The following is a 20810-nucleotide window of genomic DNA, read 5'->3' as shown; positions in this document are numbered from 1 at the left end:
TTGGCAACAAGGAGGTCGTCCGCGAAAATGAAATCTCTCAGATTCGCTCATGATTTCCCACAAAACCCTCTTGAAGTACCACGAACGTTCTACTTGCTCGGTTCAGTGGCCCGAATTCGATCGGGCATTCGCTGCCGACTCGAGTGACGGCCTTGAATTTCCATGACGACCGAAGGCGATCAGCCCGAGGACATTGCTTGCCTGTTCCGTAAGTTCGGCGGCGATCCGACGACATACAAGGAGTTCGCGCCACGCGACGAGCCCGCTGCCGATGTGGGCGTACGGCCACTGATTTCGCCTTTCCCCGCGACTGCACCGGCGCCCGAGCCTGTGCCGCCCTCCGCCGTGACGGCACGGCGTGGCTTGCTGTCCCGATGGCGCAGACCCAGCTGACCCACGTCGTCACGCTGCCGCCCGAGCCGCCACCGGCCGAGTCGCTGCTGCTCGACCATCCGGTGCTGCGTGTCGTCGCTTGGGTCGCCACCTTCGCGCTACTGCCCGCCGTCGTCATCACGCCGCTGACGCTGCACCAGCAGCTCACGCTGTCGGTTGTCATTTTGATCACCGGTCTCGTCGTCAACCGCTTTGCCGGACGCTTCGCCAGCCTGGTGCTTATCTTTCTTTCGGTGGTGGCATCGTCGCGCTACATGTACTGGCGCGTGACCGAGACGATGACCATGGACAGCGCGCTCCAGGTCGTGCTCGGCGCGGGTCTGTTGATGGCGGAGGTCTACGCCTTCATCGTGCTGCTGCTCGGCTATGTCCAGACCGCTTGGCCGCTCGGCCGCAAGCCCGTACCCATGCCGGCCGACCCGGCAGTCTGGCCGACCATCGACGTCTTCATCCCGACCTACAACGAGCCACTGTCGGTGGTGCGCCCGACGGTGCTCGCCGCGCAGGCCATCGACTGGCCGCGCGACAAGATCAACATCTTCGTGCTGGACGACGGGCGGCGCGAAGAGTTCCGCGTGTTCTGCGAGGCGGTCGGTGTCGCGCACGTCACCCGCACCGACAACAAGCACGCCAAGGCCGGCAACATCAACGCCGCGCTGAAGAACACCAGCGGTGAGTTCGTCGCCATCTTCGACTGCGACCACATCCCGACGCGTTCGTTCATGCAGATCGCATTGGGCTGGTTCGACCGCGAACCCAAGCTCGGCATGGTGCAATTGCCGCACTACTTCTTCTCGCCCGATCCTTTCGAGAAGAACCTCGATACCTTCGGCACAGTGCCGAACGAAGGCGAGTTGTTCTACGGCCTCATCCAGGACGGTAACGACCTCTGGAACGCGACCTTCTTTTGCGGCTCGTGCGCCGTGCTGCGGCGGACCATCTGCGAAGAGGTCGGCGGTATCGCCACCGAGACGGTGACCGAAGACGCGCACACCGCGCTCAAGATCCATCGGCTCGGCTACAGCACCGCGTACCTCGCGCTGCCGCAAGCGGCCGGCCTGGCGACCGAAAGCCTGTCGGGCCATGTCGGGCAACGCATTCGCTGGGCGCGCGGCATGACCCAGATCTTTCGCATCGACAACCCGCTGTTCGGCAAGGGCCTGAGCTGGGCGCAGCGCCTTTGCTACCTCAACGCGATGCTGCACTTCCTGTACGGCCTGCCGCGCATCATCTACCTCACAGCGCCACTGGCTTACCTGTTCTTCGGCGCGAGCGTGATCCACGCCTCGGCCTCGATGATCTTCGCCTACGCGCTGCCGCACGTGTTCCACGCCAACTTCACCAACAGCAGGGTGCAGGGGCGGTTCAGGTACCTGTTCTGGAACGAGGTGTACGAGGCGGTACTGGCCTGGTACATCTTCAGGCCGACGCTGGTCGCGCTCATCAATCCCAAGCTCGGCAGCTTCAACGTGACGGCCAAGGGCGGCCTGATCCAGAAGCAATATTTCGACACCGAGATCGCGCGCGCGAGCATGTTGCTGATGGCGATCAACTTCGTCGGCGTCGTCGTCGGCTTGTGGCGCCTCACCTTCGTGGATGCCGACAACATCGCGACGGTATGGCTCAACCTGGCGTGGACCGTCTACAACCTGATGATCCTCGGCGCCTGCGTGGCGGCCGCCAACGAGTCGCGCCAGGTGCGCAGCGCGCATCGCGTCGCGCTCGAAGTGCCGGCCACGCTGCACTTTTCCGACGGCCGTTCGATGCGCTGCACCACCTCCGATTTTTCGACCGGTGGCCTCGCCCTCGACCTGCCGGCGGAAGTACTGGCCGAGGATGCGACGCCGGTCGAAGTCGCGCTCTATCGCGGCAACACCGAGTACCGCTTTCCGGCCACCGTTCGCTTCAACAGCGGCAAGCGGATGGGCCTGCGCTTCGACCCCATGAGCTTCGCGCAGGAGCGCGCGCTGGTGCAATGCACCACCGCCCGCGCCGACATCTGGGTCGCGCGCTGGGGCAACCATCCACGTATGGCGGCTCACCGCGTCATGGCACGCATCGCGCACATCAGCGCCATCGGATTCAAAGACATGTTCGCTCACTATCTGCGTACCGCCGCCGGTAAGTTCCACGCGCCGGCGCCCGCCACGGCCGCCCTGCGCGACGCCAAGGATCCGATCTGATGCGCGCCGCTCTCGTTGCCCGTTCCGGTGTCATGTTCGGCATCGTCGCGCTGCTCGGTCTGGCGACTGCACCGGCCGATGTCGCATGGGCGCAGGCCCGGCCTGCGGCGAGCGCCGTGCCGGCATTGCCCGCGGCTGCGCCAGCTGCCAGCGGCGACCCCCGCACGCTCAACCTCAAACAGCTCGGACTCAACTACGCCATCAAGCTGCGTGGCGTCAGCGGGACTGTCGGCATTCCGTTCAGCGTGCGTGCCGACGAGCTCGTCACCGCTGCTTCTCTGCGGCTCAACTACGCGTTCTCGCCGTCGCTCATTCCCGCGCTGTCGCACCTCAAGGTGAGCGTGAACGATGTCGAGGTAACGACCTTGCCGTATGGCGCGGCCGAGGCAGGCAAACCGCAGACCGTCGACATCCCTATCGACCGCCGCCTCATCGCGGACTTCAACCGCATCAACATCGAACTGGTCGCGCACTACACGAACGAATGCGAAGACCCCGACCACAGCAGCCTGTGGGCCACCGTCGACGCGTCGAGCGCGCTGACGCTCAACGTGACGCCGCTCAAGGTCACGAGCGACCTCGCGACGCTGCCGCAGCCCTTCTTCGACCGGCGCGATGTGCGGCGCGCGAGCATTCCGTTCGTCTTCGCCGGAGCATCGGCCTCTGCAGCGTCGACCACCGCTGCGCTGGGTGCGGCCGGCATCGTGTCGTCGTGGCTCGGCGGGCTTGCCGGCTATCGCGGCGCGACCTTTCCGGTGACGACCGGAGAGTTGCCCACTGCGGCGCACGCAGTCGTCTTTGCCACGCCGGAGAGCAGCATCGCAGGCCTCATCCTGCCAGCGATCAAAGGACCGACGCTGACCGCGGTCGACCATCCACGCGACCCGGCCTTCAAGCTGTTGCTGGTGATGGGCCGCAACGCTGCCGAGCTGACCACCGCTGCATCGGCGCTGGCACTCAACAGCCGCGCGTTCACCGGCGCGACATCGACCATCGCCGACCTGCAGTTGCCCGCGCCGCGCAAGCCGCACGATGCGCCGCGATGGATTTCAAGTGACCGCCCTGTCATGCTCGGCGAGCTGGCACCGGGGCCCGTTTTTTCCGTGTCGGGCTACACGCCGGACGTGGTCAAGGTCGATCTGCTGATCCCGCCAGACCTCTTCACCTGGCGCAGCCGCGGCATCCCGCTCGACCTGCAATACCGCTACACGCCCCGCGTGCGGCCCGACCAGTCGACGCTGAACCTGAGCGTCAACGACACCTTCATCGGATCGTTGCCGCTGCGTGCGGCCAACATGGCGAGCGATGCCTGGTGGAACGTGTTCGCGCTGAAGTTGCTGCCCGATGGTTCGGCCCTGCACAGCACCCAGCTGCATCTGCCGCCGCTCGCCATGGGCTCGCGCAGCCAGCTCCGGATGCACTACTACTTCGAGCAGCCGAGGACCACCTGCACACCCGTACTGGACAACGTGCGCGGCGGCATCGACCCGACCTCGACCATCGACGTATCGCGCTTTCCGCACTACATCGCGATGCCCGAACTGGCCGCTTACGCAAATGGCGGCTTCCCGTTTTCGCGGATGGCCGACCTGGCCGAAACCGCGGTGGTGATGCCCGATCGCGCGGAGCGGGGCGACATCGAAACTTACCTCGCGCTGATGGGCCACATCGGCGACGTGACCGGCTACCCGGCCCTGCGCGTCACGGTCGGCTCGGCTTCCAACGTCGATCAGTGGGCCGACAAGGATCTGCTGGTGCTCGGCAACCTGAAGAACCAGCCGCTCTTCACCCGATGGGCCGCACAGATGCCGTTGCGGCGCGACCCTGCCGCAACTGCAGGCCAGGGCGCCGAGCAGTTCCACATCGGTACCTGGTTCGAGGACACGCTGAACCTGATCCAGGGCTCGCGTCAACGCGAAGACCTGCCCACCAGCACCACGCAGATGTCGGTGTTCGAAGAGCGCACCGATGCCGTGCTGGCGGGCTTTCAGTCGCCGCTTCGTGCCGGCCGCAGCGTGGTCGCGGTGGTGGCCAACGAAGCCTCGCAACCAGCGCTCGTCAACGCGCTGCTGACGCCCGATCTGCTGCAACGCATCCAGGGCAGCATGTCGATCGTCCGGGCCGCACAGGTGAGCAGCCTGCTGAGCGGCGAGACCTACTACGTGGGCACGCTGCCGCCGTTCACCTGGCTGCAATGGAACCTGTCGCGCAGCCCGTTGCTGCTGGCAGGGCTGGTCGTGCTCGTCGCGCTGCTGGGTGCCGGCGTCTCTTTCGCCAGTCTGCAATTGCTGGCCCGCAAGCGCTTGCGTCGCCAATGAATCCATTCGATTCCCGCATCGCAGACCGGCGGCGCTGGCTCGCCGGCCTGGCGCTGTCACCGCTTGCTGCGAGCCTTGCCGCATGGCCTGCCTGGGCGCGCGCTGGCGCCGGCGACTGCATCACGTCGTCCGACTGGTCGCGCTTTGCCGCACGCCACATCCAGGCCGATGGCCGCGTGATCGACTTCGACACGCCGCAACAGCAGTCGACCTCCGAGAGCCACTCGTACGGCCTGTTCTTTTCGCTGGTACACAACGACCGCGACACCTTCGCCCGCTTGCTGACATGGACCGACACCAACCTGGCCGGCGGCAGTCTTGCCACGCGCTTGCCGGCCTGGCAATGGGGACGCCAGCCCGACGGCAAAAGCTGGGGCGTGCTCGACAGCAATCCGGCTTCCGACGCTGACCTGTGGCTCGCCTATTCCCTGCTCGAAGCGGGCCGCCTGTGGAACCTGCCGCGCTATCGCTCGCTCGGCCGTGCCGTGCTGCAAATGGTCGCGCGCGACGAAGTCACGACGCTCGACGGACTCGGCCGCATGCTCTTGCCTTGGCCGCAGTCAGTGGCCACGGGGCCGGCCTGGCGGCTCAATCCCAGCTACATGCCCCTGCAGTTGCTGCGCTACTTTCAGCAGGAGTCGCCGCGAGGGCCGTGGGGCGAGATTGCCGACAACACGCTGGGCATGATCAGCGCCGTCACACCGCAAGGCTTCGCGCCCGACTGGTGTGCCTGGTCGAGCGACGACAAGGCTTTCGTCGCCGACCCGGACAAGGGGCCGGTCGGAAGCTACGACGCAATCCGCACGTACTTGTGGGCCGGCATGCTGCATGCTGAGGACCCGGCCCGCACGATGCTGCTCAAGAGCCTCTACGGCCCGCGCCGCGCCATCCAGCAGGGCAAGCCGATGCCCGAGTACGTCGACACGTCGACCGGTGTCGGCCGGGGCATCGGCCCGACCGGCTACACCGCGGCGCTGTTGCCGTACCTCAAGGCACAAGGCGCCGCCGTACCGTTTTTGCCGCCACCGTCCTCGACGCACAAGCCGCTCCCCTACTACGAACGCATGCTGATCCTCTTCGGCCAGGGCTGGCTCGAGGGCCGCTTCGCCTTCGGCAAGACCGGCGAGCTGCAAACCCATTGGAAGTCTCCATGTCCTTCCGCACGACCGACATGAAAACCCCCCTCCATGCGCCCTTCGCTTTGTCGCCGACGTCGATGCGGCAACGCGCTCCGGCCCGGCAATGGATCGTCCGGCTCGGCTTGCTCGGTACCTTGTGCGCAGGGGCCGGCGCCGGTGGTTCGGCTTTCGCGCAGAGCGACGCGCGTTCGGCCCTGATCGAGCAAGGCAACTACTGGCAGAGCCTCGGTCGCGCCGAGCTCGCGGAAGAGAGCTGGACGAAGCTGCTGCGCGTCGATCCGAAGTCGGCCGATGCGATGTACGGCATGGCGCAGGTCGAGCTCACCCGCGGCAATGCCGAAGCCGCGCGCAGCTGGATCACACAACTGCAAACCGCACACCCGACCGATGCGCGTGTGGCGCGTCTGCAGCAGCAGGCTCGCCAGCCCGGTGCGTCCGCCGGTGACCTGCAGCGCGCCCGCGCCGCCGCGCAGGCCGGACGCGCAGCCGAAGCAGTGCAGCTCTATCGCGCGCTGTTCGGCAACCGGCCACCGCCGACACCACTGGCACTGGAGTTCTACGGGGTGCTTGGCGGCACGCCGCAAGGCTACGACGAAGCACGCAAGGGCGTCGCGCAGCTGATCAAAAGCCAGCAGGGCAACCTCAACGCCAGGCTCGCATTGGCGCAGCTCGACACCTACCGCGAGCCGAGCCGGCGCGACGGCATCAAGCAACTGGCAGACCTGTCCAAGCAACCCAGCGTGGCGGCCCGCGCCAGGGCAAGTTGGCGGCAGGCGTTGCTCTGGCTCGACGCCCGTGCGGCCGACGCCCCGCTCTATCGGGACTACCTCGCGGATCAGCCCGACCCGGCGGTGTCGGCGCGGCTCGGCACGCTGGCGGAAGCACGCACGGCATCGACCGCTTCGCCGGCCGCACAAGCGCTCGGCGAAGGCTTCAAGGCACTCGACCGCGGCGACAACGCCCTCGCGCAGCAGCGCTTTCGGCAGGCGTTGCGCGCGCAGCCGGGTGCTCTCGACGCACTCGGCGGGCTCGGCTTGGTCCGCCTCAAGCAGGAGCGATTTGCCGAAGCCGAGCAGTTGCTGCGGCAGGCATCGAAGGCACCGAACGGCGGCAAGTGGGCATCTGCCTTGCGCAGCGCCAGCTACTGGACATTGATCCGCCAGGCCACCGCGGCGCGCGACAGGAACGACACGACCGCAGCGCGCGCGCTGCTGGAGCGCGCTGTGAAGCTCGATGCACGCGAGCCGGTCGGGCAGAACGCGCTGGCCGATCTGCGGCTTGCCGCAGGCCCGTTCAGCGACGCCGGGCAAGGCACCCGCGTGCGCGTCGAACAGGCGCGCGCGCAAGCCCGCACCCAGGTCGAAGCGGGCGACGACGCCGGTGCGCGACGCACGCTCGAAGACGCGAGGCTCATCGCGCCCGACAGCCCGTGGGTGCAGTTCGACCTCGCCAGCATCTATCGGCGCAACGGCCTCATGGCACAGGCTCGCGACCTGATGGACGGCCTCTTGCTGTCACAGCCCGACAAGCCGGACGCGTTGTATGCCAGCGCCTTGTTCGCATCCGATGCTGGTGACCCGGCGTCCGGCCTGCAATACCTCGATCGCATCCCCGCCAACGCCCGCACGCTCGACATGTCGGCGCTGCAGGACCGCCTGTGGGCGCAAGGCCAGGCCGATGCGCTACGCGATGCCGGCAACCTCGAAGCCGAGCGCAGCGCGACCCTGAGCGTCGGCACCAGCTTTCGCACACGCGCCGGCGAGGCCGGCATGAGCAGGCTGTCGGACAGGGAGATCCCGATCGAGGCCCGCATCCCGGTCCGCAACGGCAAGATCGTGATCGGTGCGACGCCGACGTTTCTCGATGCCGGCACGCTGTCGCCGGCGTTCGGCACGGCCGGTCGCTTCGGCGCCGGGCCGGCCGCCGCGCTCGCGCAACTGCAGGGCACCGCACCGGCCGTCGGCTCGCAGACCGCCAGCGGCGTCGGACTGAGCTTGGGCTATGAAGGCAAGAACCTGAGCGCCAGCATCGGCACCACGCCGCTCGGCTTTTCTGAGACCAATGTCATCGGCAACGTCAGCTACGCCGGCCAGCTCAGTGACAAGGTGTCGCTGAAAGGCGAGCTGTCGCGCCGCGCGGTGACCGACAGCCTGCTGTCTTTTGCAGGCGCCAAAGATGCGCTCACCGGAGAGAAGTTCGGCGGCGTGGTCGCGACCGGTGGCCGGCTCGACCTGACGCGCGACAACGGCACCTACGGCTTCTACGGCTACGGCTCGTACCACGCGCTGACCGGCACCAACGTGCAGAACAACGATCGCGCCGAGCTGGGCGGCGGCATCTACGTGCACCTGATGAAGAGCGCCACGTCGAGCCTCACCGCGGGCATGAACATCGACCTGCTGCACTACGGCAAGAACCTGAGCTACTACACCTTTGGGCAGGGCGGCTACTTCAGTCCGCAGCGCTACATGAGCGTCGCGTTTCCAATCGACTGGACCGGCCAGCACGACCGTCTGTCGTGGCGGCTCAACGCATCGTTGGGCGTGCAGTCGTTCACCCAGAACGATTCGCCGTACTTCCCGACCGACCCCACACGCCAGTCGGACGCTGCACGCGCGACCGCGGTCGCCACGGCGCTTGGCGTCAACAGCGCGCCGTTCACCGGCTCGTACCTGGAATCGAGCAAGACCGGCCTCGCCTACAACCTGGCCGGCCTGCTCGAATACCAGTTGGCCCCGCAGGTCTACCTCGGTGGTTTGCTGAGCTTCAACAATGCGCAGAACTACCGCCAGGTGACGGGCGGCATCTACCTGCGCTACGTGTTCGGCGGCTCGTCGGAGGCAGGCCGGTCGCGCAACGGCGGCGCCACGCTGCGTCCGCTCAGCTCCCCTTACACGCCGCTGCTTTGAAGCGTTGCTTTGAGGCGTTGCTTCAAGCCGCAGGCGCCGCGTGTCCCCACGGCGGCGCGCGCTCGAACTCCGCGATCCACTCCGGAATCTGTGGCGCGAACATCGGCCGGGCGATGCCGTAGCCCTGGCCGAACGTGCAGCCGAGCGCCATCAGCGCATCGCCGTGCGCGACGGACTCGACACCCTCGGCGATGGCCTTGCGCCCGAGCCCGTGCGCCATTACCAGGATGCCTTCGACGATGGCCCTGTCTTCTGCGTCCTCGACCATGCCGCGCACGAAAGACTGGTCGAGCTTGAGCGCCGCCACCGGCAACTGGCGCAAATAAGTGAGCGATGAATAGCCGGTGCCGAAGTCGTCCAGCGTGACCGGCACGCCGAGCATCTTGCAGGCCAGGATGAAGTCGGCCACCGCGCCGAAATCCTTGATGGCGGTGGTTTCCAGGATCTCCAGTTCGAGCACGCCGGCCTGCAGTTGCGGATAGCGCGCCAGGTGCCGCGTCAGCCGCTCGATGAAGTCGGGCCGCAGCAAATGGCGCGGGCTGATGTTGACGCTGATCGACGTGCGCAAACCACCATCGAGCCACGCTGCCGCCTGCCGCATCGACTCGCCGATGACCCAGTCGCCGAGCAGCTCGACCAGTTCGTGGTCTTCGATGAGCGGCACGAAAGCGACCGGCTGCAACAGCCCGTATTGCGGATGTTGCCAGCGCACAAGCGCCTCCATGCCGATGACCTTGCCGTGCGCCATGTCGACCTTGGGCTGGTACGCGAGCACGAACTCGCTCTGCTCCAGGCCGTTCCGGATGCGCTGGCGAATCTGCTGCTCCTGGTGCTGCTCGAGCGCACGCGACGCGTCGAAATACTGCACCTGGCTGCCACCACCGCGCTTGGCAAAAAAGAGCGCATAGCGCGCGTGCTGCAGCAGCACTTCGGTCGGCTCCTCGCCATAGCGCATCAACGCCACGCCGACGCTGACGCGAATGCGCGTGGTGCGTTCCTGCAGCCGGAACGGGTGGGCCAGTCGGGCCAGCACCTGCTCGATCAAATCGTCGCATTGCGCCTGGCTGGTGAAAGACATCACCAGCGCGAACTCGTCGCCGCCGACGCGGGCCACGGTGGCATCGTGCGGCACCGCCGCCTTCAGCCGGCGCGCAACTTCGCGCAACACGGCGTCGCCACCGACCGGGCCGAAGCCGTCGTTGACGTTGCGGAACTGGTCGAGGTCGAGATAGCAGATCGCCAGCAGCCGCTCGGGGTCGCCGTCGTGCATGTGCGGCGCGCGCTGCAGTTCTTCCAGGGTTGGAATGCGGTTGGGCAGCCGGGTGAGTGCGTCGTGCCGCGACAGCATGTCGAGCCGCTCGGCGCGCACGCGGCTCATCTTCAGGCCGAAGCTCCACAGGATGGATTGGTCGTCCATGCGCTCCGCACGCATGTCGACCAGCAGGCCCTCGCCGTGCAGCCCGCGCAGGACGACGTTGTCGCGCTCGACCACGCCGAGTGCGGGCACGGCGACGTCGCTCAGGGCTTCGGTGTTGAATGCGGTTTTTGCGCCGAGCGTGGGGCCACCCCCGACTCCCGCTTCAACGGCCACCGGTTCGAGCACCTCGGCAAACGGCAGATCAGCCAGCGAGCCCGGCGCATAGCCCAGCAAGTGGTGCGCGTCCACGTCGGCCCAGAGGATCTGCCCATCGCGAATCTTGAGGTGGCCGACGAGCGTGCGGGTGAACATGGCGGCAATTGTTCACCAAAGTACGCCCGCCGGGGCGCAGGAATCGCATCGAGCGCACAAAACAGCGTTAGGCGACGACTCAGCGCATCGCGTGCCGCGCAGCCCGCACGATGCTGGCCGCATCGACACCGAAGAAGTCGCGGAGGGCCGCACGCGTGTCGCTGCGCCCGAAACCGTCGGTGCCGAGCGTGAGGTAGCGGCGGCCTTCGGGCAGGTAGGCGCGCACGCTCTCAGGCACGGCACGGACATAGTCGGTCGCGGCCACGACGGGGCCGTTGCCCCGGCCGAGTTGCTGGGCGATGAAGGGCATTGAGACGGCATCGCCACGCAACGCCGCCGCCTCGCACGCGCCGCCATCGCGCGCGACCTCGCTCCAGCTGGTAACGCTGAACACATCGACCGCGATGCCCTCGCTCGCCAGTTGCTGCGCGGCCTTGATCACTTCCGTGAGGATGGCGCCGGAGCCCAATAGCGTGACGTCCGCGACTCCCTTCGCTTCACCGTACCGTCCGAACCGATAGCACCCGCGCAACACATCCGCATGCACTTGCGCCGGCAGGCTCGGCTGCGCGTAGTTCTCGTTCATCAAGGTCACGTAGTAGAAAACGTCCTTCTGCTCGACCAGCATCTCGCGCATGCCCGCATCGACGATCACCGCCATTTCGCCGGCGAAGGCCGGGTCGTAGGCCTTGCAGTTGGGAATGGTCGCTGCGATCAGATGGCTGGTGCCATCCTGGTGCTGCAGCCCTTCGCCGCCGAGCGTGGTGCGGCCCGATGTGGCGCCGAGCAGAAAGCCGCGCGAGCGCTGGTCGGCGGCTGCCCAGATCTGGTCGCCGACGCGCTGGAAGCCGAACATCGAGTAGTAGATGTAGAACGGCAGCATCGCAAGGCCGTGCACGCTGTAGCTCGTTGCGGCAGCGGTCCAGCTGGCGATGGCGCCGGCCTCGCTGATGCCTTCTTCCAGGATCTGCCCGTCGGTGGCTTCGCGGTAGCTCAGGATGGTGTCGATGTCTTCCGGCGCATAGCGCTGGCCCACGCTCGAATAGATGCCGACCTGCTTGAACAAGTTGGCCATGCCGAAGGTGCGCGCCTCGTCGGCCACGATGGGCACCACGCGCGGGCCCAATGCCTTGTCTTTCATCAGCGCGCCGAGCATGCGCACGAACGCCATGGTGGTGCTCATGTCCTTGCCGTCGGCTTCGAGCGCGAACTTGGCGTAGGCATCGATGGCTGGCACGGGCACCACGTCGCAGGTTGTCTCGCGCCGCGGCATCGCGCCACCGAGTGCTTCGCGATGCGCCTTGAGGTAGCGCATCTCGGCGCTGTCGTCGGCCGGCTTGTAGAAAGACAGCGAGGTCGCCTGCTCGTCGGAGAGCGGCAGGTTGAAGCGATTGCGAAAGCCGATGAGGTCGGCACTCTCGAACTTCTTGTGCGAGTGCGTGGTCATCTTGCCTTGCCCCGCGCCCATGCCGTAGCCCTTCTTGGTGTGGGCCAGGATGACGGTCGGCTGCCCGACGTGCGCCGCGGCTGCAGCATAGGCGGCGTGGATCTTCACGAAGTCGTGGCCGCCGCGCTTGAGGCGATCGATCTGTTCGTCGGTCATGCCTTGCGCCAGGCGCTTCAATTCTTCGTTCTGGCCAAAGAAGGTGTCGCGGTTGAAGCGGCCGTCCTTTGCGGCGAAGGTCTGCATCTGACCGTCGACCGTGTTGGCGAAGGCACGGGCCAGCGCGCCGGTGGTGTCGCGCGCGAAGAGGCCGTCCCAGTCGCTGCCCCAGATCAGCTTGACGACGTTCCATCCTGCCCCGGCGAAGAGCTTTTCGAGCTCGTCGATGATGCGGCCGTTGCCGCGCACCGGGCCGTCCAGGCGCTGCAGGTTGCAGTTGACGACCCACACCAGGTTGTCGAGCTTCTCGCGCGCGGCCAGGGTCAATGCGCTCATGGATTCGGGCTCGTCCATCTCGCCGTCGCCGAACACGCCCCACACGCGTCGCTCTGCGACGTGTTTTCCGTTTTCATTGCGGGCGCTGCAGTCGAGCAGCTGCCGATCGGTGAGGTAGCGCATGAAGCGTGCGTGGTAGATCGAGCTGATTGGACCGATGCCCATCGAGCCGGTCGGAAACTGCCAGAAGTCGGGCATCAGGTAGGGATGCGGGTAGCTGCTCAGGCCGCGTGCGCCCTTGCCCTGGGTGAAGGCGGGGGCGGTCAGCTCCTGGCGGTAGTGCGTGAGATCGTCTTCGCTCAGTCGGCCTTCGAGAAACGCCCTTGCGTAGACACCCGGTGCGCTGTGCGGCTGGAAGAACACCAGATCACCACGATGGCCCTCGTTCTTGGCATGAAAGAAGTGGTTGAAGCCCATCTCGAACAGATCGGCCGCGCTGGCGTAGCTGGCGATGTGGCCGCCGAGTTCGCCGTAGGAATGGTTGGCGCGCACCACCATCGCCAGCGCGTTCCAGCGCATGAGGGAGGCCAGGCGTTCTTCGATCGCGAGGTCGCCGGGGAAGGCCGGTTGCGCATCGACGGCGATGGTGTTGACGTACAGCGTGCACAGCTCGGGTTGCCAGCCGATGCGTTGGGCGCGGGCCTGCTCGGCAAGAGCGTCGAGGATCTGCTTTGCGCGCTCCGGGCCGCTGGCTTCGACCAGCGCGGCGAAGGCGTCGCGCCACTCGGCTGTTTCCTGCGGGTCAGGATCCCCTGTAGACGCTCCCGTGGGCGCGCCAGCGAGGACACTGAGTTGAAGCGTGGACAAGGCGTTCATTCGTTGGTTCCGATTCGGTGTGCTTCGACAGTATCGCCACTGCCGCGCATTGCCACGAAACCGTCATATCGCGTGGATATGGTCAGGCTCCCGTCAGCCAGCAACAAAAGCCATAGCCCGCCATGAACGATAGAACGCTTCCGACTTCTCTTGTCAATCCGTACGCCGACCCGGACGACTTCGACAACAACCCGAGCGCCAACACAGCGCTCGGTGACGTCATCGCCACACGCATGCATCGGCGGCATTTGCTGCGCGGCGGCGTCGGCGCACTCGCTGCCGCGACGCTCGGCCCGCTGGCACTGAGTGCCTGCGGCGGTGGCGGCAGCAGCGGCGGCTTCCCGATCATTTCGCCGGCGCCCGCTCCCGCACCGGTGCCCGCACCGCCGCCCCCTGCACCGGCACCCGCGCCAGCCGCTGGTCCAGCGCTGGGCTTCACGGCAGTGAGCAAGAGTCTGGCCGACAGCATCGTCGTGCCGCTCGGCTACACCGCGACCGTGATCTACGCGACCGGCGACTCGATCGACCCGGCCGTCAGCGACTACAAGAACGACGGCACCGACGACAACTTCGGCCGACGCAGCGGCGACCAGCACGACGGCATGCACTTCTTCGGCCTGACCGGCGACGGCAAGCCGACGCTGACCAACAGCGACCGCGGCCTGATGTGCATCAACCACGAAGCCATCAACGGCACGGTGGCCTTCATGCACCCGAACGGCCAGACCAATGCCGGCGCTACTGCCGGTGCACGGCCCGAAGCCGAAGCGCTGAAAGAAGTCGAGGCGCACGGCGCATCGGTGGTCGAATTGGCCCGCAGCGGCGGCAAGCTGGCGACGGTCAAGACATCGACCTTCAACCGCCGCATCACGCCGCGCACGCCGATGACATTCGGCGGTCCGGCCAAAGGCTCGGCCTTGCTGAAGACGCTGTACTCACCCGCCGGCACGACCACGCGCGGGATGATCGGCAACTGCGCCAGCGGGTACACGCCGTGGGGCACGTACCTCACTTGCGAAGAGAACTTCGCCGGCTTCTTCACCCGTGGCGCGGCCGACGATGCGCAACGCACGCCCAAGGAACTCACGGCCTTCCTGCGCATCGGGCTGAAGCAGAACGTGACGGGCGGCCAGCGCTGGTCGACCGTGGTTGCGGCCGACCCGGCAAGCACCGAATACCAACGCTGGAACGCCAGCAAAACCGGCGCATCGACCGATGGCACGGACGACTTCCGCAACACGCACAACACCTTTGGCTGGGTCGTCGAAATCGATCCGTACGACCTGTCGTCCACACCCGTCAAGCACACCGGCCTCGGCCGCTTCGCGCACGAAGGTGCATGGCCGAGCAACCCGGTTGTCGGCAAGCCGCTGGCCTTCTACATGGGCGACGATTCGCGCAGCGAGTACGTCTACAAGTACGTCTCGAAAGCCACCTGGATCGCGGCCGATGCGAACCCGAGCGACCGCCTCGCGACCGGCGCCAAGTACCTGGACGACGGCACGCTCTACGCAGCCAAGTTCAACGCCGACGGCAGCGGCACCTGGCTCAAGCTCGACCTGACCAACGCGGCGATTTCGGGCAACACGGCCTACGCTTTCACCGACCTGGCGGACGTGCTGGTCAACGCGCGTCTGGCTGCCGATGCGGCCGGCGCCACCAAGTGCGATCGCCCCGAATGGACGGCGGTGAATCCGCTCAACGGCGAGATCTACATCACCATGACGGAGAACCCGGACCGTGGCAACGTCGGCTCCACCAGCAGCAACAACGTGCCCAACCCCGACGTGGATCCGGCCTTTCCGCGCTACTGGCTCGACAACAAGGCCATCACCACGCAAAACGCTGCGGTGCAGGCCAACAAGGGCGACGTCAACGGCCAGGTCATGCGCATCCGCGAAACCGACAACGACGCATCGGCCACCACCTTCAACTGGGACATCTACCTCTTCGGCAGCCAGGCCAAGGCCGATGCAGGGCTGGACGATGTCAACTACCAGAAGAACGTGAACCTGTCGGCGCTCTCCGACTTCAACGACCTCTCCAAGCCCGACGGCTGCTGGTTCTCGCGCGCCAGCGGCATCCTGTGGATCGAGACCGACGACAACGCCTACTACGACGTCACCAACTGCATGCTGCTGGCTGCCATTCCGGGCACGTACGGCGACGGCGGAAAGATGGACGTGGTCAACCAGGCCAACGGCAAGCCGGGCACCGCCGGCACCGCACCGGTGACCGTCACGACCTATGCCGGCAAGAAGATGACCGACACCATCTTCAAGCGCTTCTTGACGGCCCCGAAGGGATCGGAAGTGACTGGCCTGGCCGAGTCGCCGGACGGCAAGGCGCTGTTCATCAACATCCAGCATCCGGGCGAGAACACCGCCGCCGCGAACATCGGTGACCCGACCAAGTACGAGAGCCATTGGCCAGGCACCGGCGCCGGCATCGCGCTGCCTTATGGTCCCGGTGGTGCGGTAGCGCGCCCGCGTTCAGCGACGGTGATGATCACGAAGAACGACGGCGGGGTCATCGGGTTGTAGGCGTTGAGAGTGCCGCCGACATCGGCTTTGACCGTGTCGGCGGTGAGCGCGAGCACGGCACGCGACTGGCTCGCCCCCACATCGTGGGCGAAGCCGTTCTGCGCGCCCACGCTGTAGCTGGCGCCCAGGGTCTGCTTGCTGCCGCTCAAAGTGCTGGTCTGGGTGGTGGTGTTCTGCGCGGCCTGCAGGGTGACCGCGTTGTCGGCGTCGAGCGTGACGTTGCTGCCGCTGAGCGTGGCACCGGTGGCGGTGATGTTGGTGCCGGCACCGCCGCCGGTCGCCGGTCGCCGGTCGCCGTGATCTACGCCTGAATGCATGATCGTTCTGGGCAGACTCGCTTCGTTACTGTAAGCGGAACATTGGACAGCACTCGTGCCGACGCAGCGTCTTTAAGATAGCCTCACCGACTTCTCCATTTTTCTACTGACGGTAGTTCAATTATTGGCTGTTGATCCAATCGCCGAATCTCTAATTCATAAGGTCGTCCGATTGCACTTCCTAACGCTAACAGTTCCAGCGGTGCACCATCCAAATCCGCAGCGCACCAATCAAGCAGAATTGAATACCCTTCTGCACCCAAAACGCTGTCGACGTAGAAAAATTTAACGTGATACCAATCCTTGTCCTCCGGCGCAACATCCTCTGCCAGCATGGAAGCGAAAGGTAACGGATCGGAGTTCAAGGTTCGTAGTGAAATTTTACTTAACAACTCAGTTTCGTATGATTTAAGTGGGCGCATCGCTATTTTGGAAAGATTGTGCCGACATTTAGTCGACCATTGGAAAGACGGATTACTCGGTATTCGATTTGAACTCCATTTACATTGGTTTGATATGAAATAGATTTTTGACTTGAAGTTTCGAAGGAGCCATTGGCAATTCTGCGATCGACGTCTTCCCTGACCGCAAGTTCTGCTTCTTCGACGGCTATCCCTTTCGCCTCTAATCGGGCTCCGGAATGTCGCGATACACCACCAAAGTCGAGGTCTTTACTAGAAACCGATTTGTCGTTGTCTCCACTTGGCGGAGGCGTGGCCCCACTTGGCGGCGTCCCGTAAGTGTCCGCCTGATTGCCCCCTGTCGGCCCGCTGCCCGAACTCCCATCCCCGTTGGCCGCATTCATCGCAACCGCCGTGACGACTACGACGAGTTTCCCCAAAAAGGGAAGCTGAGTTTGCAGCGCACTGACAAGCGCTGCAGTGCCCGCGTCCAGCAGACCTATCGCGGTGCCAGAGACGTTTGAGAGCGCACGGACGAATGCCCCGGTCGCAACGCCACCAGAGGCCGATGTGTAGGTGTCGCTGACAGGGTCGTACTTCAATCCGCCCGTGGCGACAGCGCTTGCCAGCGAAGCTACTGCACCACGCGCTGCAGCGGAAGATTCCGCACCGGCGGCTGCAACAGCCGGGAAGATGACTTTCACCGCCGGGTTGCTCTGGTCGGTACCCGTCAGGCCCATCTGGTAAGCCAGGGGGTCGGTCGCCGCTTGGTGAACCGCATCCTGCACAAACGCATCGTTGTCGTAGATGGTCTTGAGGTCCAGCACGAATGTTTTGAGGTCCGGACTGAGCGTCGGGTCGCCCTGGATGGTCGCAAACCCCTGGCGCGTTGCCTGGTCACCTTGCACCAGCTCTGTTGCGGCAGGTGTCGGATTGCCCGGTGTCGGCACTGCCGTCACGCCAGTCGGTGCGAACAAGGCCGTGAGCCAGCTCACGGCCGCATCTGCAACAACCGGCCCGAAGGTGTTCGTGAACGCCGAAGTGATCTGCACCTGCGTCTGCACCTCGCTCAGCAACGCGCCGGCATCGGCGTACTGCTGCGTCAGCCCGTTCGACGAATCGCCCGTCCGCACGGCCGTGTTGCCCCCGCTCCCGGAGATCCCTGCTGTCGTCACGCTGGTCTGACTGCCGCCCGCGCTGCCGAAGCCGTAGCCACCCCCGATGCCGCTGCTGGTGGTGGGAGTGCCGTCCTGGCTCAAGCCGTTCGACTGCGAGCCGCTATAGCTGGCGTTCAGGCTGTAGCCGCGCCCGCTGCCGATGTCGTAGTTGACGATGTTGCTGGTCGTCAGACTGCCGGTCGCGAACGTGTTCACCCCGGCGTCCACCGCCCCCTGCGTGCTGGCAATCACCCCGCCCACCAGGTTCGTGCTGCCCGCCACAGTGACCTGGGAGCCGCCGTCGCCCGCCTGGATGCCGGTTTGCTCAGTCACGCTGGCGTAGCTGCCGTTGCCCTTGGCCGTGTTGTCGCTCACGCTGCCGGTCACCGGGGTGCCTGCACACCAGATCACGCACAGGCTCACATCGAAGCCACCGCCGCTTTGCCTGGACGTGGAGGTGCTGGTGTCCTGCAGGCTGGTGATGCTCAGGTTGCCGCCGACATCGGCTTTGACGGTGTCGGCGGTGAGCACAGCACCCGACAGCGTGGTGCTGCCGCCGCTGCGGATGGTGACGGTGTTGTCCGCATCCACATATGTGTTGACCTGGCTGACGTCGCGGCCGTCTCCTTTGCCGCGCGACTGGCTCGCCCCGATGTCGATCGGTGAAGCCGTTCTGCTCGCCCACGCTGTAACTTGCGCCCGGGATCTGCTTGCTGCCGCTGGAACTGCTGGTCTGGGTGGTGGTGTTCTGTGCGGCTTGAAGCGTGACGGCGTTGTCGGCGTCGAGCGTGACGTTGCTGCTGCTGAGCGTGGCACCGGTGGCAGTGACTTGACGGGCTGGCGTCAGATATTGCACGGGCCGTGTGGTGCGCTGTACGCAGGCATGCTTTGCCGAAGAGAGCTTTTGGCTTACCCGAGCCCGCGTGGCGCGCGGCATCTGCTCAAGGCGTGGCAACCGCCTTCGGCCACAGCGCCCACAAGCGCAACGGCTGGTTCACCTTGGCGGCCAGCCGCCCCGCATCGATGCCGGTGCCTGCGAAGTAATCGGCGCGCACCGCGCCGAGGATGGCGCTGCCGGTGTCTTGCGCGACCACGAGCTTGGCGAGCTGCAAGGTTGGGCCGTTCGACGCGAGCCAGACCGGCGTGCCGTACGGAATGCTGTCGCGATCGACCGCAATGGAGCGGCCCGCAGTGAGCGGCACACCTTGCGCACCGCGCGGACCGGCATCCATGTCGGTCAACGCTTCTTCACGGAAAAACACGTAGCGCGGGTTGCTCCACAGCAGTTGCGGCACGCGCTGCGGGTTTTGCGCGGCCCAGGCCTTGGTGTCGTCGGGCCACTTGGTGACACGCGTGGCGCCTTGGCCGACGAGCCATGACTGGATGCTCTTGTAGGGCTGATCGTTCGTGCCGGCGAAAGCCACGCGCACCGTGCGTTGCGAGCCATCGGCTTCGGTGATGTGTAACCGGCCCGATCCCTGGATGTGCAGCATCATCATGTCGATGGGGTCGGTCAGCCATGCGATCTCGCGGCCGCGCAATGCGGCCTGTGCTTCGGGCACCGTGTCGATCTCTTGACGGGTGAACCAGGGGCGGCGCGCACCGATGCTCGCAGGCGGTTGATAGAGCGGGACGCTGAACGCAGCGGTGGGCCGACGCGAGGCTTCGAACACCGGTTCGTAGTAGCTGGTGAGCTGACCATCGCTCTGGCCGGCAAGCGACTCGATGCGGTACGGCTGCAGCCGGTCGATCATCCACTGGCGCTGTTCGTCGGGGCTGCCGATCGACAGCCGCCGCACGTCGCCGCACAGTGGCTTGAACACCGCATTGGGCCGAGCGCAGTTCGACAGCAATGCGATCCAGCCTTCATGCAGCGGGTCTTCGACGAAGCCGGGAAGCTCGGTCCACGCGACCGGCACCCAGCGGCTTTTGGGATGCATGAGCGAGCCCGTGAGCGGGCCGAGATCGGGCGGGGGCGTGGCGGCCGAAGGCGCAGTGGCATCGGGCAGACGCGGGCCGAAGGAGCACCCCGCCAGCATTGCCACTACCATCGCCACCCCAAGCCGCCACCGGAGTCCTTGTTTCATGGGTCTGATTTTGCTCGAAGCCTTCGCAGCCGGCGCGGTGCTTGTCCTCATCGTCTGGTGGACCATGTTCTCCGGCCGCAAGCGCGGTGAAATCGATGACACACCCGCACACAAGGACGGGGATGCGGCCGACGCTGACGACAAGCTGCCGCCAACATAATCGCGGCTCTTTAGATAATCAGTCGTTAACCAGTTCAGTCACCGAGTCAAAGGGATCACCATGAAAAAACTCATTCTTGCAACCGCCACCGCTGCCGTCGTTTTGTCGGGCTGCGCCGGTATGACCGATACGCAACGCACCACCGGTGCGGGCGCCGGCATCGGCGCGTTGGCCGGTGCCGCCATCGGCTCCGCCACGGGCGGCAATCGCGGTGCGATCGGCACCGGTGCAGCGGTCGGCGCACTGGCCGGCGCAGCAGGCGGCTACTTCTGGTCGCAACGCATGGAAGCGCAAAAGCGCCAGATGGAACAGGCCACGCAAGGCACCGGCATCGCGGTCACGCAAACGGCCAACAACGAGCTCAAGCTGGCGATTCCGAGCGACGCGTCGTTCGACATCGGCCGCGCCGCCATCAAGTCCAATCTCGCACCGGTGCTCGACCAGTTCGCGACCGGCCTGCGCAACAACGCGAATGCCGACGTGCGCATCATCGGCCACACCGACAACACCGGCTCCGACGCCATCAACAACCCGTTGTCGGTCGAACGCGCCGCCAGCACGCGCGACTATCTGGTCTCGCGCGGCGTGCGTTCCTCGGCGATCAACATAGATGGCCGCGGTTCGCGCGAGCCGGTGGCCAACAACGCGACCGACAGTGGCCGTGCACAAAACCGCCGCATCGAAATCTACGTGGGCGAGCGTTCGCAGGGCTAACGCAA

At 65.8% G+C, this 20810-nt stretch carries 13 protein-coding genes and 1 pseudogene; 8 read left to right on the top strand and 6 right to left on the bottom strand.

Annotated elements, in window-relative coordinates:
- Positions 1-162: 162 nt before the first annotated feature.
- The 5 genes from bcsR to QN397_RS06800 are packed head-to-tail and all read left to right on the top strand — an operon-like array spanning position 163 to position 8942.
- Positions 163-393, top strand: coding sequence for a BcsR/BcsP family cellulose biosynthesis protein (bcsR, locus tag QN397_RS06820; RefSeq protein WP_323498185.1), 231 nt, complete (start codon positions 163-165; stop codon positions 391-393).
- On the top strand, positions 375-2576 hold the full coding sequence (gene bcsA, locus QN397_RS06815) for a UDP-forming cellulose synthase catalytic subunit (protein ID WP_323500498.1): 2202 nt from the start codon (positions 375-377) through the stop codon (positions 2574-2576). The genes bcsR and bcsA overlap by 19 nt, the downstream gene beginning before the upstream one ends.
- Positions 2576-4894, top strand: a complete 2319-nt coding sequence (gene bcsB, locus QN397_RS06810) for a cellulose biosynthesis cyclic di-GMP-binding regulatory protein BcsB (RefSeq protein ID WP_323500497.1) — start codon at positions 2576-2578, stop codon at positions 4892-4894. The genes bcsA and bcsB overlap by 1 nt, the downstream gene beginning before the upstream one ends.
- Positions 4891-6069, top strand: coding sequence for a cellulose synthase complex periplasmic endoglucanase BcsZ (gene bcsZ / locus QN397_RS06805; protein ID WP_323500496.1), 1179 nt, complete (start codon positions 4891-4893; stop codon positions 6067-6069). The genes bcsB and bcsZ overlap by 4 nt, the downstream gene beginning before the upstream one ends.
- Positions 6045-8942: a cellulose biosynthesis protein BcsC gene (locus QN397_RS06800; protein ID WP_323500495.1), complete on the top strand. Its 2898-nt coding sequence runs from the start codon at positions 6045-6047 to the stop codon at positions 8940-8942. Before bcsZ ends, QN397_RS06800 begins: the two co-directional genes overlap by 25 nt.
- A 22-nt stretch (positions 8943-8964) precedes the next feature.
- Here QN397_RS06800 and QN397_RS06795 read toward each other — a convergent pair whose 3' ends face one another.
- Together QN397_RS06795 and mdeB are read right to left on the bottom strand one after the other, a co-directional pair.
- A complete protein-coding gene (locus QN397_RS06795) occupies positions 8965-10671 on the bottom strand; it encodes a bifunctional diguanylate cyclase/phosphodiesterase (protein WP_323500494.1) in 1707 nt (568 codons plus the stop codon).
- A gap of 79 nt (positions 10672-10750) precedes the next feature.
- Positions 10751-13426, bottom strand: coding sequence for an alpha-ketoglutarate dehydrogenase (mdeB, locus tag QN397_RS06790; RefSeq protein ID WP_323500493.1), 2676 nt, complete (start codon positions 13424-13426; stop codon positions 10751-10753).
- A gap of 122 nt (positions 13427-13548) precedes the next feature.
- Between mdeB and QN397_RS06785 the strand changes: the two genes are divergently transcribed.
- Positions 13549-15969 (top strand): PhoX family protein, encoded by a 2421-nt coding sequence (locus tag QN397_RS06785; RefSeq protein WP_323500492.1) that lies wholly within the window; start codon positions 13549-13551, stop codon positions 15967-15969.
- Here QN397_RS06785 and QN397_RS06780 read toward each other — a convergent pair.
- The 4 genes and pseudogenes from QN397_RS06780 to QN397_RS06765 form a co-directional block, all read right to left on the bottom strand.
- Positions 15885-16286: a hemagglutinin repeat-containing protein gene (locus QN397_RS06780; RefSeq protein ID WP_323500491.1), complete on the bottom strand. Its 402-nt coding sequence runs from the start codon at positions 16284-16286 to the stop codon at positions 15885-15887. The genes QN397_RS06785 and QN397_RS06780 overlap by 85 nt on opposite strands.
- 83 nt (positions 16287-16369) lie before the next feature.
- Positions 16370-16708 (bottom strand): hypothetical protein, encoded by a 339-nt coding sequence (locus tag QN397_RS06775; protein ID WP_323500490.1) that lies wholly within the window; start codon positions 16706-16708, stop codon positions 16370-16372.
- A 2-nt stretch (positions 16709-16710) separates the two neighbouring features.
- Positions 16711-18781 (bottom strand): annotated as a pseudogene (locus QN397_RS06770) (hemagglutinin repeat-containing protein).
- Between the two features lie 4 nt (positions 18782-18785).
- Positions 18786-19931, bottom strand: coding sequence for a murein transglycosylase A (locus QN397_RS06765; protein WP_323500489.1), 1146 nt, complete (start codon positions 19929-19931; stop codon positions 18786-18788).
- Here QN397_RS06765 and QN397_RS06760 point away from each other — a divergent pair.
- Both QN397_RS06760 and QN397_RS06755 read left to right on the top strand, forming a co-directional pair.
- A complete protein-coding gene (locus tag QN397_RS06760; RefSeq protein ID WP_187053606.1) occupies positions 19930-20091 on the top strand; it encodes a hypothetical protein in 162 nt (53 codons plus the stop codon). The two genes, QN397_RS06765 and QN397_RS06760, sit on opposite strands and share 2 nt — an antisense overlap.
- Before the next feature lie 60 nt (positions 20092-20151).
- The gene (locus QN397_RS06755) at positions 20152-20805 is read left to right on the top strand and encodes an OmpA family protein (RefSeq protein WP_323500488.1); all 654 of its coding nucleotides are present in this window, start codon (positions 20152-20154) and stop codon (positions 20803-20805) included.
- Positions 20806-20810 lie beyond the last annotated feature (5 nt).

Source organism: Variovorax sp. RTB1 (assembly GCF_035018765.1).
Taxonomy (GTDB): domain Bacteria; phylum Pseudomonadota; class Gammaproteobacteria; order Burkholderiales; family Burkholderiaceae_C; genus Variovorax.
This window is presented reverse-complemented; position numbering and strand designations above follow the sequence as displayed.

Excerpts from the sequence above, each read along its gene's own strand:
- bcsZ (WP_323500496.1), top strand. The coding sequence starts at position 4,891 with ATGAATCCATTCGATTCCCGCATCGCAGACCGGCGGCGCTGGCTCGCC.
- bcsR (WP_323498185.1), top strand. The coding sequence starts at position 163 with ATGACGACCGAAGGCGATCAGCCCGAGGACATTGCTTGCCTGTTCCGT.
- QN397_RS06760 (WP_187053606.1), top strand. The coding sequence starts at position 19,930 with ATGGGTCTGATTTTGCTCGAAGCCTTCGCAGCCGGCGCGGTGCTTGTC.
- bcsA (WP_323500498.1), top strand. The coding sequence starts at position 375 with ATGGCGCAGACCCAGCTGACCCACGTCGTCACGCTGCCGCCCGAGCCG.
- bcsB (WP_323500497.1), top strand. The coding sequence starts at position 2,576 with ATGCGCGCCGCTCTCGTTGCCCGTTCCGGTGTCATGTTCGGCATCGTC.
- QN397_RS06800 (WP_323500495.1), top strand. The coding sequence starts at position 6,045 with ATGTCCTTCCGCACGACCGACATGAAAACCCCCCTCCATGCGCCCTTC.
- QN397_RS06775 (WP_323500490.1), bottom strand. The coding sequence starts at position 16,708 with ATGCGCCCACTTAAATCATACGAAACTGAGTTGTTAAGTAAAATTTCA.
- QN397_RS06785 (WP_323500492.1), top strand. The coding sequence starts at position 13,549 with ATGAACGATAGAACGCTTCCGACTTCTCTTGTCAATCCGTACGCCGAC.
- mdeB (WP_323500493.1), bottom strand. The coding sequence starts at position 13,426 with ATGAACGCCTTGTCCACGCTTCAACTCAGTGTCCTCGCTGGCGCGCCC.
- QN397_RS06795 (WP_323500494.1), bottom strand. The coding sequence starts at position 10,671 with ATGTTCACCCGCACGCTCGTCGGCCACCTCAAGATTCGCGATGGGCAG.
- QN397_RS06755 (WP_323500488.1), top strand. The coding sequence starts at position 20,152 with ATGAAAAAACTCATTCTTGCAACCGCCACCGCTGCCGTCGTTTTGTCG.
- QN397_RS06765 (WP_323500489.1), bottom strand. The coding sequence starts at position 19,931 with ATGAAACAAGGACTCCGGTGGCGGCTTGGGGTGGCGATGGTAGTGGCA.
- QN397_RS06780 (WP_323500491.1), bottom strand. The coding sequence starts at position 16,286 with ATGCATTCAGGCGTAGATCACGGCGACCGGCGACCGGCGACCGGCGGC.